Here is a 14668-nt window from a genome sequence, read left to right on the forward strand (position 1 = left end):
AGCCGATGTATTATATGGACATGCATCGATACGATCTAATCAGCTGTCATGACTGCGGCGTGCTGCACCAGCGCCGCCCGGTGCGCCCGCGCGAGAAGGCGCGCTGCGTGCGTTGCCGCTCCGTTCTGTATCGCGGCATCCACTCCGACGCCAGCCGCATGGCCGCCATCACCCTGGCTGCGGTGATCACTTTCCTGATTGCGCAGTTCTTCCCCATCGTGCAGCTGGAGGTGGGCGGATACAGCACCAGCGCCACGCTGCTAGGCGCGATCCGCGTGTTATGGATGGAAAAGATGCAGGTGGTGGCGGCGGTGGTGTTCGTGCTCACCATGGTGCTGCCGGCGGTGGAACTGGCGTCCTTGACGTATGTGACGATGTCGCTGCGGCGCGGCGTGCGGCCGCCGGGTTTCGATCAGCTGCTGCGCATGGTCGGCCTGGCGCGGCGCTGGGGCATGACCGAGGTGCTGATGATCGGCATCCTGATCACCATCGTCAAGATGACCAGCCTGGCCCAGGTGGTGGTGCAACCGGGCTTGTACGCTTTCGGCGCGCTGACGCTGATGCTGGCCATCGTGGTGTCCTTCGATCCCAAGATCCTGTGGAATATCGGCGAGCACTTGCCGGCAAGGGGGCAGGGCCGCGTGGCGCAGAAACCTTTTCACTACGCGGCGCTGGCCAAGGGCGTGCCGCTGCTGGCCTGCCATAGCTGCGGGTTGGTGGAGTCCTTGAAGTACACGGTGCGCCACCAGTATTGCGCCCGCTGCGGCGCGCAGCTGCATCGTCGCCATCCGGACAGCGTAGGGCGCACCTGGGCCTTCTTGCTGGCGGCCGCCATCCTCTACATTCCGGCCAACCTGCTGCCGGTGATGTACACCCACTCGCTGTTCGGCAAGGAGGACGACACCATTATCAGCGGCGTGGTCTACTTCTGGACCAGCGGTTCACCCGCCCTGGCGGTGATCATTTTCATCGCCAGCATCGTGGTGCCGGTGCTGAAGCTGGCGGCGCTGGCCCTGCTGGCGTGGACCGCGCAGCGGCGCTCGCGCTGGCGGCCCTTGCAGCGCACGCTGTTGTATCGCATCGTGGAGTTTGTCGGCCGCTGGTCGATGCTCGATATTTTTGTCATTACCCTGACGGTGGCGCTGGTGCGCTTCCAGTCGCTGGCGGTGATCACGGCCGGCCCCGGCGCGCTGGCGTTTTGCGCGGTGGTGGTGCTGACCATGATCGCGTCGATGCAGTTCGATCCGCGCCTGATCTGGGACCCTGTCGATACACATGGAGAGAAGCATGTCTGAAAACGAGAGCGGCCCGCCGTCGCCATTGCCGTCGCCAACGTCGCCGCCATCGCCACAGTTGTCCGAGCCGGACGTGGAGAAGGCCAGCCGCTGGCTGCCGTCGCTGGTGTGGCTGATTCCCTTGCTGGCGGCGCTGATCGGCCTGACCCTGGTGGTCAAGTCGGTGCTCGACCAGGGACCGACGGTGGTGGTCAGCTTCCGCAGCGCGGACGGGCTGGAGCCGGGCAAGACCAAGGTTAAATACAAGGATGTCGATATCGGTTTGGTGCGTTCGATTTCGCTGGCCAAGGATTTGTCCAAGGTGCTGGTGACCATCGACATGAGCAAGGAAGCCAAGCGCTTCACGGCGACCGACACCCGTTTCTGGGTGGTGCGGCCGCGCATCGGCGCCAGCGGCGTATCGGGCCTGAACACCTTGCTGTCCGGGTCTTACATCGGGGTGGACGCCGGCAAGTCGGAAGAAACCAAGACCGATTTCGCGGGATTGGAAAAGCCCCCGCAGGTGGCGCGCGACGAGAAGGGCACGACTTATACGCTGCATGGCGACACGCTGGGCTCCATCGATGTGGGCTCGCCGATTTTCTACCGCCGCATCCAGGTGGGGCAGGTGACGGCTTTCGATCTCGAAGAGCAGGGGCGCGGCGTGAAAATGACGGTGTTCGTCAGCGCGCCATACGACCAGTACGTCGGGAAGAATACGCGCTGGTGGCATGCCAGCGGCGTCGATGTGCGGCTCGATTCCAGCGGCTTCAAGGTCAATACGCAATCGCTGGCGGCGCTGCTGGTGGGTGGTATCGCGTTCGAGTCGGTGAGCGGGCAGAAGCCTTTGGCCGTGGCGCCGGTGGGGACCGAGTTCCCGCTGGCGGCCGATCAGGCCAGCGCCCTGCGCGAGCCGGACGGCGTGCCGATTACCACGGTGCTGTATTTCGACCAGTCGCTGCGCGGCCTGTCGCCAGGTGCGCCGGTGGATTTCCGCGGCATCGTGATGGGCGAGGTGCGCTCGGTCGGTGTGGAGTTCGATCCGGTGAAGAAGAACTTCCGCATGCCGGTGACGGTGGACATGTATCCCGCGCGGCTGGGGCGCAGTTTTGCGCAGACCATCGCCAACGACCAGGAACGCAACGCCGGTCCGGCGCTGCTGGAGCGGCTGGTGGCGCGCGGCCTGCGCGGACAACTGCGCACCGGGAATCTGCTGACAGGGCAGCTGTACGTGGCGCTGGACTTCTTCCCGCACGCGGCGGCGGTCAAGATGGACATTACGCAGGAGCTGCCCGAGGTGCCGACGGTGCCGAATAGCCTGGACGAATTGCAGACGCAGATATCGAGCATCGCGCGCAAGCTGGATAAGGTGCCGTTCGAGGAAATCGGCAAGAACCTGCGCGATACGCTGAAGAGCGTGGAAGTGTTGATGAAGCAGCTCGAAAAGCAGGTGGTGCCGGAAATGAAGGACACCCTGGCTGCGGCCCGCAAGACTTTTAGCGAGGCCGACCAGCTGCTGCAGAAGGATTCGCCGGTGCAGTCGGACCTGCGCGAAGCCTTGCAGCAGTTGACGCAAACCTTGCAGTCGCTGAATGCGGTTTCGGATTATTTGGAGCGCCATCCCGAGTCGCTGATACGCGGCAAGCAGGAGAAAAAAGGAGAGCAGAAATGATGCGACGTGGAGGTGAGGCTGCGGTGGCTGCGGTGTTGGTGCTGGCCGGCTGCGCCAGCGCGCCGCCGGAGCGTTTCTACAGTTTGAGCAGCGGCATGGGCGTGCCGGCCGCGCCGGTTGCGCGGGCCGGCTACTACATCGAAGTACCGGCGGTGACGGTGCCGCAGCAGGTGGCGCGCAACCAGCTGGTGGTGACCACCGGCGCGGGGCGGGTGGATCTGCTGGAGCAGGAGCGCTGGGTGGCGCAGCCGGCGGCGGAGATCGGGCAGGCGTTGTCGCTGGCGATATCGGGCGAGCTGGGAACCATCGACGTGTTCCGCACGCCAACGCCGGAGAAGGCGCCGGTGTACCGCATCAGCACCAATGTGCAGCGCTTTGAATCGGCGCCGGGGCAGTATGCCTTGATCGACGCAGTGTGGAGCGTGAGGTTGGTCGGCGCCACGCAGGTGCTCACTTGCCGCAGCATGGCGCAGGAGACGGTGGGTGCCGGCTACGACGAGCTGGTGGCCGGCCATCGGCGTGCCGTGGCGCGCATCAGCGCGGACATGTCCAAGGCCGTGCGCAGCCTGGCGGCTGGCGGCAAGCCGGATTGCTAACGCGATTGCTGCATGGCTGCGCCAATCTGCCCGCGCAGCCAGACGTTGGCGGGGTCGCCGTCGACATTGGCATGCCAGTACAGGTAGACGTCCAGCGACGGCATCTCCAGCGGGATCGGCAAAATCTGGTTGTTGAACTGCTGGTTGACGATGCGCGCCAGGCGCTCCGGCATGGTCAGGGCCAGATCCGTCTCGCTCACCACCCGGCACGCAGCGAAGTAGTGCTGGCAGCGCAAACGGATGCGCCGCTGCAGCCCCTGCCTGCTCAGCTCCACATCCTCCAGCCCCGGCCCGCGCCGGCGCGAGCTGGTTTGAATGTGCTCCAGCGCCAGGTAATTCTCCAGCCCCCAGGTTTTCTTTTTCACCAGCGGGTGGCCGCGCCGTACCAGCACCACCGTCTTGTCGCCCGCCAGTTGCGTGCGGCGGATGTCGTTCGATAGCGGCAGCAGCACGTCGATGGCTGCGTCCAGCGTGCCGGCCGCCAGTTCGCTTTCCAGTTCGCGCCGGCTTACCTGCAGGGTGTTGAGGGTGGCCGCCGGCGCTTCGCGCGCGATGCCCGCCATCAGCGGCGGCAGCACGCTCGCTTCCAGCACGTCGCGCACCGCCAGCGAGAAACTGCGCTCGCTGCTGGCGGCGTCGAAGCGCGCCGCGCCGGTCAGCGTGACTTCGAAACCGCGCAGCGCGCGCCGCACCGGGTCGATGATGGAACGCGCCAGCGGCGTCGGCACCATCACGTGGCCCTGGCGTTCGAACAGCGGATCGTCGAACAGCTGCCGCAAGCGGTTCAGCGCGTGGCTGATGGCCGGCTGCGTCAGGTTCATTTTCAGGCTGGCGCGCGTAATGCTGCCTTCGGCGTAGATTGCCTCCAGCACGATGAACAGGTTGAGATCGACTTTTGATATATGCACGATACTTATCCGGGTGAATTAATTCTATTCATTTGATGAATTATAGGCCAGGCGCTAAGCTAGGGGTCTGAGGGAGAATCCGATATGGGACAAATTTTGCTGGTGCGCCACGGGCAGGCTTCGTTCGGCGCCGCCAATTACGACCAGCTGTCCGAGCTGGGCTACGAACAGGCACGCCTGCTGGGGCAGTGGTACGCCAACAGCCGCCAGTCCTTCCACAAGGTGGTCAACGGCGGTATGGCGCGCCACCGCCAGACCGCCGATACTTGCCTGGCCGAGCTGCCCAAGCCGCTGCTGGCCGATACCGAGTGGATCACCGATGAAGACTTCGCGGAGTTCGATCACCACGAGGTACTGCTGCGCCATTGCCCGGAGTACGCCGACGCCGTCGCCTTCAAGGCGCTGCTGGCCGGCCATGTCGATCCGCCGCGCGCGCTGGAGCATCTGTTCCGCGCCGCCATGCAGCGCTGGATGAGCGGCTGGCACGATAGCGACTACGCCGAGCCGTGGCCCGATTTCCGCCGCCGCTGCGTGCGTGCGCTGGAGCGGCTCGACAGTGAAGACCGCGAGCAGACCACCATCGTGTTCACTTCCGGCGGCGTGATCGCCACGCTGATGCAGCATCTGCTTGGCCTGCAGGATTACCAGGTGATGGACCTGAGCTGGACGCTGGCCAATTGCGCCGTCACCAAGCTGCTGCAGCGCCCCGGCCAGTTCACGCTCGGCTACCTGAATAACTACGCGCACCTGGAATGGCTCGGCCAACCGGGCAGCGTCACCTACCGATAAACGGAGACAGACAATGGATTTCGACTACTGCCCGAAAGTACAGCAACTGCAGGCACGCCTGACGGCCTTCATGGCTGAACACATCTATCCCAACGAAGCGCGCTTCCACGCCGAGATCGACGCCAACCGCGCCGCCGGCAACGCCTGGGTGGCGACCAGGATCATGGAGGAACTCAAGCTCAAGGCCCGCGCCGCCGGCTTGTGGAACCTGTTCCTGCCGGATTCCGAACACGGCGCCGGCCTGACCAACCTGGAATACGCGCCGCTGTGCGAAATCATGGGCCGCGTGCATTGGGCGCCGGAGGTGTTCAACTGCGCCGCGCCGGACACCGGCAATATGGAAGTGCTGGCGCGCTACGGCACGCCGGAACAGCAGAAGCAGTGGCTGGAACCGCTGCTCGATGGCCGCATCCGCTCCTGTTTCGGCATGACCGAGCCGGACGTGGCGTCGTCTGACGCCACCAACATCGCCAGCTCCATCGTGCGTGACGGCGATGACTATGTGATCAACGGCCGCAAGTGGTGGTCGTCCGGCGCCAACGATCCGCGCTGCGCGGTGTTCATCTTCATGGGCAAGAGCGATCCCGATAACGCCAGCCGCCACAAGCAGCAGTCGATGATTCTGGTGCCGCGCGATACGCCGGGCGTGAACATTCTGCGCCACCTGCCGGTGTTCGGCTTCGACGATGCGCCGCACGGCCACGCCGAAATCGTGTTCGACAACGTGCGCGTGCCGGCCGCCAACCTGCTGCTGGGCGAGGGGCGCGGTTTCGAGATCGCCCAGGGCCGCCTGGGACCGGGCCGCATCCACCATTGCATGCGCCTGATCGGCTTGGCCGAGCGTGCGCTGGAGCAGATGTGCCGGCGCAGCCTGTCGCGGGTTGCATTCGGCAAGCCGGTGGCGGAGCAGGGCGTGACGCTGGAGCGCATCGCCGAGGCCCGCATCATGATCGACCAGGCCCGCCTGCTGGTGCTGAACGCGGCCCACATGATGGACACGGTCGGCAACAAGGTGGCGGCCAAGGAAATCGCCATGATCAAGGTGGCCGCGCCGACCATGGCTTGTCAGGTGATCGATTGGGCCATCCAGGTACAGGGCGGGGGCGGCATGGCCGACCCGTTCCTGGCCCATGCCTACGCCAGCGCCCGCTCGCTGCGCCTGGCCGACGGCCCGGACGAGGTGCACCGCTCGCAGATCGGCAAGATGGAGTTGTCGCGCTATAAATAGCATTGTTTGTCAGTTTAAGGTAATCGTTTACCGCGAGAGTGTTGCGCGGTTTTCCCAAACGTATTGACTTATAAAGATGACTGGATTAATCTTTGTCGTCACTTAAGTTAAACGATTAACTAAAACTACAAGCAGGAGACAACCATGACGAAAACCATCAATCCGACGCCGATGGCGGCGGCCCTCGCCCTCGCGTTACTGTCCATGAACGCCCAGGCGCAACAGGAAGAATCGACCTCGAAACCCGGCCAACTGGAAACCGTAGTCGTTACCGCGAATAAACGCGTCGAGAAATTGGAAAGCGTTCCAATGGCGATTTCCGTGATGAGCGAACAGGAAATCCAGCGCACCAACATCCGTGAAATCGAAGACGTGGTGGCCATGATGCCGTCGCTGACGCTGAATTCGGGCACCACCGCCGCCAACAACGCCATCTTCATGCGCGGCATCGGCACCGTCTCGGTCGGCATCGGCGTCGAGTCGGACGTGGCCGTGATCATCGACGATATTCCTATCGCCACCCAGTTCCAGGCCTTCAAGGACCTGGCCGACGTGGCGCGCATCGAGGTGCTGAAAGGCCCGCAGAGCACGCTGTTCGGCAAGTCGGCCGTGGCCGGCGCCGTCAACATCGTCACCAAGCAGATCGCCGGCCCGATGGTGTATCGCGCCAGCACCTACCTGACCAACGATGAAGAATGGCGCGTCAACGCCTCGATCGGCGGCCAGATCAACGAAAAATTTGCCATGCGCCTGTACGGCGGCAAGACCCGCATGCCGGGCAACTTCCACAACCTGACCGACGGCAAGGACGTCAACGGTTCGGGCGGCAAGACCTTCATGGCCAAGCTGCAGTGGACGCCGCTGGAAAACCTGCAGATCGACCTGACGCCGCGCTACAACTTCCAGGAAAATTCGCGCGGCGTGACCGCCGTCAACGGCTTCTTCCTGCGCACCGGCTCGGCCGCCGCCGGCAACCTGGTGTCCACGCCGATCGGCCTGGACGGCGTCTACCTGAACGGCAATCCGCAGCTGCCGGCCTCGCAGATCATGAAGGGCATCAACGTCAACGATCCGGGCAACCGCAACGTGCGCCGCGATTTCCCGACCGGCCTGATCTCCAGCGACCGTGGCGTCGGCCTGAAGGTGTCGTGGACCCTGCCGAACGATGCGACGCTGATGTCGATCACCTCGTGGAGCAAATACCTGGCCAACGACTTCCGCGACCAGGATTTCACCGACGTGCCGACCATCGCCGCAGCCGGTTCGACCGTGCCGACCATCGGCAACTACCAGTTCGGCACCTACGACATCCGCTCCAAGACGCAGGAAATCCGCTACGTCTCGCCGGACACCGGCACCTTCAAGTACGTGGCCGGCCTGTGGGCGGCGCATAACGAGATCTACCGCCACTTCATTCGCGGCTACTGCGTGGCGCCGACCGCTTGCAACGCCAATTCGCCGTCGAGCCCGACCAACTACTACACCGACATCTACAACACCAACAAGGCGGTGTTCGGCCAGGCCTCGTGGGAATTCGTGCCGACCTGGACCCTGACGGCCGGCCTGCGCTTCAACGAGGAAATCTCGGGCTACCACTATAAGCGCAACTTCTACACCGACCAGCTGGACGAGGCGTCGTTCAAGCCGGGTCCGGTGGGCGTGGACCAGTTCAGCAGCATCGGCAACAGCGACCGGGCCACCACCGGCAAGGTCAGCATCCAGAAGCAGATCAATCCGGAGTGGATGGTCTATACCCAGGTCTCGACCGGCTACAAGGGCGAGGCGTATGACGTGACCTCGGGCCTGAAGGCGGCCGCCGCGTTCCCGATCAAACCGGAAACCAGCCAGAGTTTCGAGATCGGCACCAAGGCCAATCTGTTCAACAACCGCCTGTCGCTGGCGGCCACGTATTACAACTCGGACTTCTTCGGCTACCAGCAGAACGTGACTTACGTGCTGCCGAACGATCCGACCATCTACAGCCAGCTGAATTCGATTCCGCACATCCGCACCCACGGCTTCGAGATCGACGCCAATGCGCTGGTGGCCAAGGATCTGACGGTGAACGCGGCGCTGGCCTTCACGCTGCCGACCATCGAGAAGTGGTCCTACGGCCCGTGCTACAGCGATTCGACCAACGTCGCCGTGAACGGCACCAAATTGGCCGCCAACGGTTCGATCGCCGGCCAGAACTCGTCTTGCTTCCCGATCGCGCCGGGTTCGACCACCGGTGTGCAGAACCTGGACCATTCGGTGTTCCCGGGCACGCCTAAGATCAAGGCCAACATCGGCGCCACCTACGACTTCATGATCCCGACCATGCCGTTCAAGGGCTTCGTGAATGCCAATGTGCGTTATCAAAGCGACTACAGCACCAACATCAACAACGACCCGAACGCGCGCAACAAGGCTTACAGCATCACCGACCTGGGCTTCGGCATCCGGGCGGCGAACGACAGCTACAGGTTGAGCTTCCGCGTCAACAACCTGTTTGATCGCTTCTACATCCCGAACGCCAACGCCAGCGGCCCATCGTCGTTCCGCGCCGGCCCGACGGCCACCTCGCCGCAGGTGTCGGCCAACAGCTGGGTGCCGCCACGCGACGTGTTCCGCTACTTCAGCGTGAAGCTGGATGTGAAGTTCTAAGACGGTTATTCGTTTGGTGAATCTCTGGCATCAGAAAGATAAATTGGATTAATAGCTGAGGAAGGTTCATCATTCACCTGTCTCCTCTATCTCCTCCAAGGAAATAGATTTAGCCCGCTCCCGTAGCGGGCTTTTTTTTGCGCGGCCGCCACGCTGCGCAAACTGTATGTGCGTACAGTATAATCTTGGCATGACGCACACCGCACATACCGGCTTCATCCTGACCCGTCACTGGCGCGACACGCCCGGTGGGACGGAGATCGATTTTTGGCTGGCGACCGACGATGGCCCGAAGAAGGTTCGCCTGACGGGGCAGACGTCGGTGGCCTTTGCCGAGGCCTCGCTGCGCGGCGTGATCGAGGCGCAGATCGGGCAGGGCGCGGGCATCGAGCTGCGCGACCTGCAACTCAAGACCTTCGAGCAGCAGCCGGTGGTGGGCGTGTACGCGTCGCGCTACAAGCAGCTGACCGCGCTGGAACGCACGCTGCGCGAGCACGGCGTCAAGCTCTATGAGGCCGACATCCGCCCGCCCGAGCGCTATCTGATGGAGCGCTTCATCACCGCCACCGTGCACACCGAGGGAGGCCACGCCAGCGGCGCCGTCATCCACAACTGCAAGCTCAAGCCCGCGCCCGACTACCGGCCCACGCTCAATATGGTGTCGCTGGATATCGAAACCAGCGCTTACGAAGACCTGTACTCGATCGCGCTGGAGGGCTGCGGCCAGCGCCAGGTGTACATGCTGGGCGCGCCGCCGGCCGATGCCCCGGAGCTGGACTTCGACCTCGAATACTGCGCCACCCCGCGCCAGCTGATCGAGCGCCTGAACGCCTGGATGGTGCGCCACGATCCGGATGTGCTGATCGGCTGGAACGTGGTGCAGTTCGACCTGCGCGTGCTGCAGAAAAACGCCGACAAGTACAAGGTGCCGCTGGCGCTGGGCCGCGAAGGCAAGGCCATCGAGTGGCGCGAACATCCGGGCAAGCAGGGCTACCTGTTCGCGCCGGTGGTCGGCCGCATCGTCCTCGACGGCATCGACGCCTTGAAGGCGGCGTCGTGGATGTTCCCGTCCTTCAGCCTCGATAACGTCGCGCAGTCCATGCTGGGCGAGGGCAAGGACATCGGCAGCGACTACGACAAGATGGCCGAGATCGAGCGCCGCTTCCAGCATGACAAGCCGGCACTGGCGACCTACAACCTGAAGGACTGCGAGCTGGTCACGCGCATCTTCGACAAGGCCAACCTGCTGGCCTTCATGATCGAACGCGCCACCGTCACCGGCCTGCAGGCTGATCACCTGGGCGGATCGATCGCCGCCTTCTCGCACCACTACCTGCCGCGCATGCACCGCGAAGGCTATGTCGCACCCAACGTCGGCGACATCAGCGGCGGCGCCTCGCCGGGCGGTTTTGTGATGGACTCCAAGCCCGGCCTGTACGACTCGGTGGTGGTGCTGGATTATAAAAGCTTGTACCCGTCCATCATCCGCACCTTCCTGGTCGATCCGGTGGGGCTGGTGGAAGGCGAGGCGGCGCAAGATCCGGCCGAAGTGGTGGAGGGCGTCAACGGCACCGTGTTCTCGCGCGGGAAGCACTGTCTGCCCGCCATTACCACCGACATCTGGAAGCAGCGCGACGCCGCCAAGCGCGCCAAAAACGAACCGCTGTCGATCGCGTTGAAGTTGCTGATGAATTCCTTCTGCGGGGTGCTCGGTGCCACCGAATGCCGTTTCTTCAATCCGCGTCTGGTGTCCTCGGTCACGTTGCGCGGCCACCAGATGATGAAGCAGACCCGCGAACTGGTGGAGGCCGAAGGCTATGACGTGATCTACGGCGACACCGACTCGATCTTCATCTGGCTCAAGCGCGAATATCCGAACGACGAGGCATTGGCCATCGGCCAGCGGCTGGCCGACAACATCAACAACTGGTGGCGTACCATGCTGAAGGAAAAGCACGGCCTCGAATGCCACCTCGAAATCGAGTTCGACACGCACTATCAAAAATTCTTCATGCCGACCATACGCGGCACCGACATGGGCAGCAAGAAGCGCTATGCCGGCCTGACCATCAACGGCAAGGGCGAAGAGGAAGTGATCTATCGCGGCCTGGAAGTGGCGCGCAGCGACTGGACGCCGCTGGCGCAGCAGTTCCAGCAAGGCCTGTTCACACGCATCTTCAAGGACGAGCCGTACCAGGACTTCGTGCGCGACTACGCGCAGAAGACCCTGTCGGGCGACTACGACGAACTGCTGGTCTACCGCAAGCGCCTGCGCCAGCGGCTGGACGAATACAAGGTCAACGTGCCGCCTCAGGTGCGCGCCGCGCGCATCGCGGACGAATACAACCAGTCGCAGCACCGCCCGCTGCGTTACCAGAACGGCGGCTGGATCAGCTACGTGATGACCACCGGCGGGCCGGAACCGCTGGAAGTGATGCGCTCGAATATCGACTACGAACACTACCTGACCAAGCAGCTGCAGCCGATCGCCGATTCGATCCTGCTGCCGATGAACGACAGTTTCAACAGCCTGACGACGGCGCAAGCCAGTCTTTTCTAACTCAAGGAGACAGCATGAACGATTTCGCCAAACTGCACGACGGCAGCAAGCTGCTGCAACTGCCGAACGCCTGGGACGCAGGCAGCGCGCGCCTGTTCGAAAGCCTGGGCGCGACTGCCATCGCCACCACCAGCGCCGGCGTGGCGTGGGCGCAGGGCTATGCCGACAACGACCATCTGCCGGTCGACAACGCGATTGCGGTGGCGGCCAACATCGCGCGCGTGCTAACGGTGCCGCTGTCGGTTGATTTTGAAAACGGCTATTCGTCCGATCCGGAACAGGTGGCGCGCAACGTGCTGCGCCTGATCGACGCCGGCGTGGCCGGCATCAATCTCGAAGACGGCAACGACGCGCCGTCGCTGCTGGCCGCGAAGATCAGCGCCATCAAGGCGCTGGCTGCGCAGTCGGGCAAGGACATCTTCATCAACACCCGCACCGACGTCTACCTGCGCGGCCTGGCGCCGGAAGGCGAGCGCGTTGCGGAAGTGCTGAAGCGCGCCGCGCTGTACAAGCAAGCCGGTGCCAACGGCCTGTTCGTGCCGGGCATCTGCAAAGTGGAAGAGATCAAGGCGGTGGTGGCCGGCGCCGGCTTGCCGGTCAATGTGATGGACTGGCCGGGCGTGCCGCCGGTGGAGGAACTCCATCAACTGGGCGTGGCCCGCTTCAGCGCCGGCTCGGGAATCTCCCAAGCCCTGTGGGCCGTCGCCGCCGACATGGCGAAAAGCTTCCTCGCCACCGGCAACGCCGGCCCGCTGATCGCCACGGCCATGCCGTATGGCGATCTGCAGGCGCTGTTCGTCAAGCCTTAGTCTTGGCGTAGGCAACAACCTGCAGCAAGCCGCCGGCCATCGCGAAGTTCTTCAGCAGGTGGATGAGCTGATTCTGGTCGGCGATGTTGTTGTGGAAGGCCAGCGCGGTGACGATGGAGAACAGCGCCAGCACGGCCGCCACGATGCGGGTCTGGAAGCCGAAGGCCAGCGCCAGGCCTCCGCCCAGTTCCACCAGCACGGCGCCGGCGAAAGCCAGCGTGGCGAACGGCAGCCCGGAAGAGGCGATGTAGCCGATGGTCGCTTCCGGCGCCATCACCTTGCCGATGCCGCTGAAGACGAAGATGGTTGCCAGCAGTACGCGGCCGATGATAGCGATGGTGTTGTTGTTCATGATGTATTCCTTTTCAAAAATTCAGATCAAGTTCGCTGCGCGCAGCTGTTTGCCGATGCGCTGGATTTCGTTTTCGCCTTGTTCCAGCGCTGCTGCACTGGTGTGCACCGAGTAGTAGCCTGTGACCAGATCGTGCGGATGCTTGGCGGCCGAGCCGAGCACGAATTCCGTCTCGCCTTCCGCCACAAACTCGATCGCGCCTTCACCTTCTTCAAACACCGCCACTTCGCGGCCGATGGTGGTGCGGCCGGTGCGCAGCGCGCCGCTGGCCGGGGCCACCCACGCCACGTTGTGGCCTGCGGGCGGCGTGTAGGTCCAGCGTTCGCCATCCGCCAGTTTCACTTGCAGATAGGTCAGCGCGGCGCGCGGCTGGATGGCGCTGGCGGCATCGCCGTAGCGGCCGAGGATCACGCGCGCCGGACCGACGGACGGCACTTGGTCCGCAGACAGGTAGCGGCTTTCGTTCGGGCCGTTCTCGTCCTCCGGCGGCAGCGCCAGCCAGAGTTGGAAGCCGAGTGCGCCTTCGCCTTCGACCGGGCCGCCGTCATGCCAGACGCCGTTACCGGCGCTCATGAACTCCACGCCGCCGGTGCGCAGCACACCCTGGCTGCCGGTGGTTTCGCGGTATTCGATAGCGCCATCCAGCAGCACCGTTACTGTGGCGATGCCCGAATGCGGATGCATGCCCATGCGGCCGCCGCGTCCGGCCGGCATCTGGAAGCGGTCCAGGAAGACAAAAGGCTTGATCAGCTCACCGACATCGCCAGGGCTCACCAGCCGCGTGATCGCGCCACGGGTGCTGCCGGCGGTGCGATGTGCAAGATTACGTTGGTTCATTTGCTGCTCCAGGTTGGTTGATGGGCTTATCTTATGCCTACTGTATCCATCTGAATAGCCTATATAATTAGATGGATAATATACAGGGAGTAGATACATGCTTGACGCCATGTCCATCGACCAGTTGCGCACCTTCATCGCCGCTGCGGATGAGGGCAGCTTTTCCGCCGCCGGCCGCAAGCTGCGGCGCGCGCAGTCGGTGGTCAGCACCACGCTGGCCAATCTGGAGCAGCAGGTGGGCTTTGAATTGTTCGAACGCACCGGCCGCTATCCACGCCTGACCGAGGCCGGCGCCGCGTTGCTGGAGCAGGCGAGGGTGGCGGTTGATGGCATGAACGCCTTCAAAGCCCGCGCGCGTACTTTGGCCGAAGGGCTGGAACCGGAACTGGCGGTGGCGGTGGACGTCATGTTCCCGATCGCCACGCTGACGGCGACGGTGCAGGCCTTCCAGCAGCAATTCCCGGCCACGCCGCTGCGCCTATATGTGGAGGCGCTGGGCGCCGTGGTGCAGCCGCTATTGGACGGCAACTGCCGCGTGGCCATCATCGGCTCGCTGCCGGAAATTCCGGTGGGCTGCGCGTCGGAATTCCTGCTCAGCGTAGGCGCTGTCGCCGTGGTGGCGCCGTGCCATCCGCTGGCGGCGTACAAGGGCGCGATTCCGCAGCAGGAGGCGAGCGAGCACGTGCAACTGGTGCTGACCGACCGTTCCAGCCTGACGGCGGGCCGCAACTTCGGCGTCATGTCGAGCAAAACCTGGCGCCTGGCCGACCTCGGCGCCAAGCACGCCTTCCTCAAGGCCGGCCTGGGCTGGGGATATATGCCGCTGCACATGGTGGAAGACGACCTGCGCACCGGCAAGCTGGCGCGCATCGACATCGAACAGCACGCCGCCCTGGGCCCCGGCTTCTCCATGCACGCCATCCACATGAAAGACCACCCGCCAGGCCCGGCGGGCCGATGGTTCGTGAACCACCTGAAGCAGGCTTGAACCTGGTCT

Annotated in this window: 12 protein-coding genes; 9 read left to right on the forward strand and 3 right to left on the reverse strand. The window is 63.9% G+C overall.

Annotated elements, in window-relative coordinates; translation table 11 throughout:
• Positions 1-20: 20 nt before the first annotated feature.
• From ACXZ1M_RS19260 to ACXZ1M_RS19270, 3 genes are read left to right on the forward strand one after another with little or no spacing between them, the layout of a single operon-like run.
• The gene (locus ACXZ1M_RS19260) at positions 21-1295 is read left to right on the forward strand and encodes a paraquat-inducible protein A (protein WP_459049251.1); all 1275 of its coding nucleotides are present in this window, start codon (positions 21-23) and stop codon (positions 1293-1295) included.
• Positions 1288-2946, forward strand: a complete 1659-nt coding sequence (locus ACXZ1M_RS19265; protein WP_459049252.1) for a PqiB family protein — start codon at positions 1288-1290, stop codon at positions 2944-2946. The genes ACXZ1M_RS19260 and ACXZ1M_RS19265 overlap by 8 nt, the downstream gene beginning before the upstream one ends.
• On the forward strand, positions 2943-3542 hold the full coding sequence (locus ACXZ1M_RS19270) for a PqiC family protein (protein ID WP_459049253.1): 600 nt from the start codon (positions 2943-2945) through the stop codon (positions 3540-3542). The genes ACXZ1M_RS19265 and ACXZ1M_RS19270 overlap by 4 nt, the downstream gene beginning before the upstream one ends.
• On the opposite strand, the gene ACXZ1M_RS19275 is transcribed toward ACXZ1M_RS19270, so the two are convergent.
• Positions 3539-4450, reverse strand: a complete 912-nt coding sequence (locus ACXZ1M_RS19275; RefSeq protein ID WP_459049254.1) for a LysR family transcriptional regulator — start codon at positions 4448-4450, stop codon at positions 3539-3541. The two genes, ACXZ1M_RS19270 and ACXZ1M_RS19275, sit on opposite strands and share 4 nt — an antisense overlap.
• Positions 4451-4534: 84 nt before the next feature.
• Between ACXZ1M_RS19275 and ACXZ1M_RS19280 the strand changes: the two genes are divergently transcribed.
• From ACXZ1M_RS19280 to ACXZ1M_RS19300, 5 genes are all read left to right on the forward strand, one after another.
• Positions 4535-5239, forward strand: a complete 705-nt coding sequence (locus tag ACXZ1M_RS19280) for a histidine phosphatase family protein (protein ID WP_459049255.1) — start codon at positions 4535-4537, stop codon at positions 5237-5239.
• 13 nt (positions 5240-5252) lie between these two features.
• Positions 5253-6467, forward strand: coding sequence for an acyl-CoA dehydrogenase family protein (locus ACXZ1M_RS19285; protein ID WP_459049256.1), 1215 nt, complete (start codon positions 5253-5255; stop codon positions 6465-6467).
• 144 nt (positions 6468-6611) lie between these two features.
• Positions 6612-9113: a TonB-dependent receptor gene (locus ACXZ1M_RS19290; protein ID WP_459049257.1), complete on the forward strand. Its 2502-nt coding sequence runs from the start codon at positions 6612-6614 to the stop codon at positions 9111-9113.
• Between the two features lie 190 nt (positions 9114-9303).
• The gene (locus ACXZ1M_RS19295) at positions 9304-11673 is read left to right on the forward strand and encodes a DNA polymerase II (RefSeq protein ID WP_459049258.1); all 2370 of its coding nucleotides are present in this window, start codon (positions 9304-9306) and stop codon (positions 11671-11673) included.
• A gap of 14 nt (positions 11674-11687) precedes the next feature.
• Entirely contained in the window at positions 11688-12482 is a 795-nt protein-coding gene (locus tag ACXZ1M_RS19300) for an isocitrate lyase/PEP mutase family protein (protein WP_459049259.1), read from the forward strand.
• Here the strand turns inward: ACXZ1M_RS19300 and ACXZ1M_RS19305 are convergent.
• Entirely contained in the window at positions 12472-12834 is a 363-nt protein-coding gene (locus tag ACXZ1M_RS19305; protein WP_459049260.1) for a DoxX family protein, read from the reverse strand. The two genes, ACXZ1M_RS19300 and ACXZ1M_RS19305, sit on opposite strands and share 11 nt — an antisense overlap.
• A 21-nt stretch (positions 12835-12855) precedes the next feature.
• On the reverse strand, positions 12856-13671 hold the full coding sequence (locus tag ACXZ1M_RS19310; RefSeq protein ID WP_459049261.1) for a pirin family protein: 816 nt from the start codon (positions 13669-13671) through the stop codon (positions 12856-12858).
• Between the two features lie 97 nt (positions 13672-13768).
• Between ACXZ1M_RS19310 and ACXZ1M_RS19315 the strand changes: the two genes are divergently transcribed.
• On the forward strand, positions 13769-14659 hold the full coding sequence (locus tag ACXZ1M_RS19315; RefSeq protein WP_459049262.1) for a LysR family transcriptional regulator: 891 nt from the start codon (positions 13769-13771) through the stop codon (positions 14657-14659).
• Positions 14660-14668: the final 9 nt, after the last annotated feature.

It is taken from the genome of Duganella paludis, assembly GCF_054461335.1.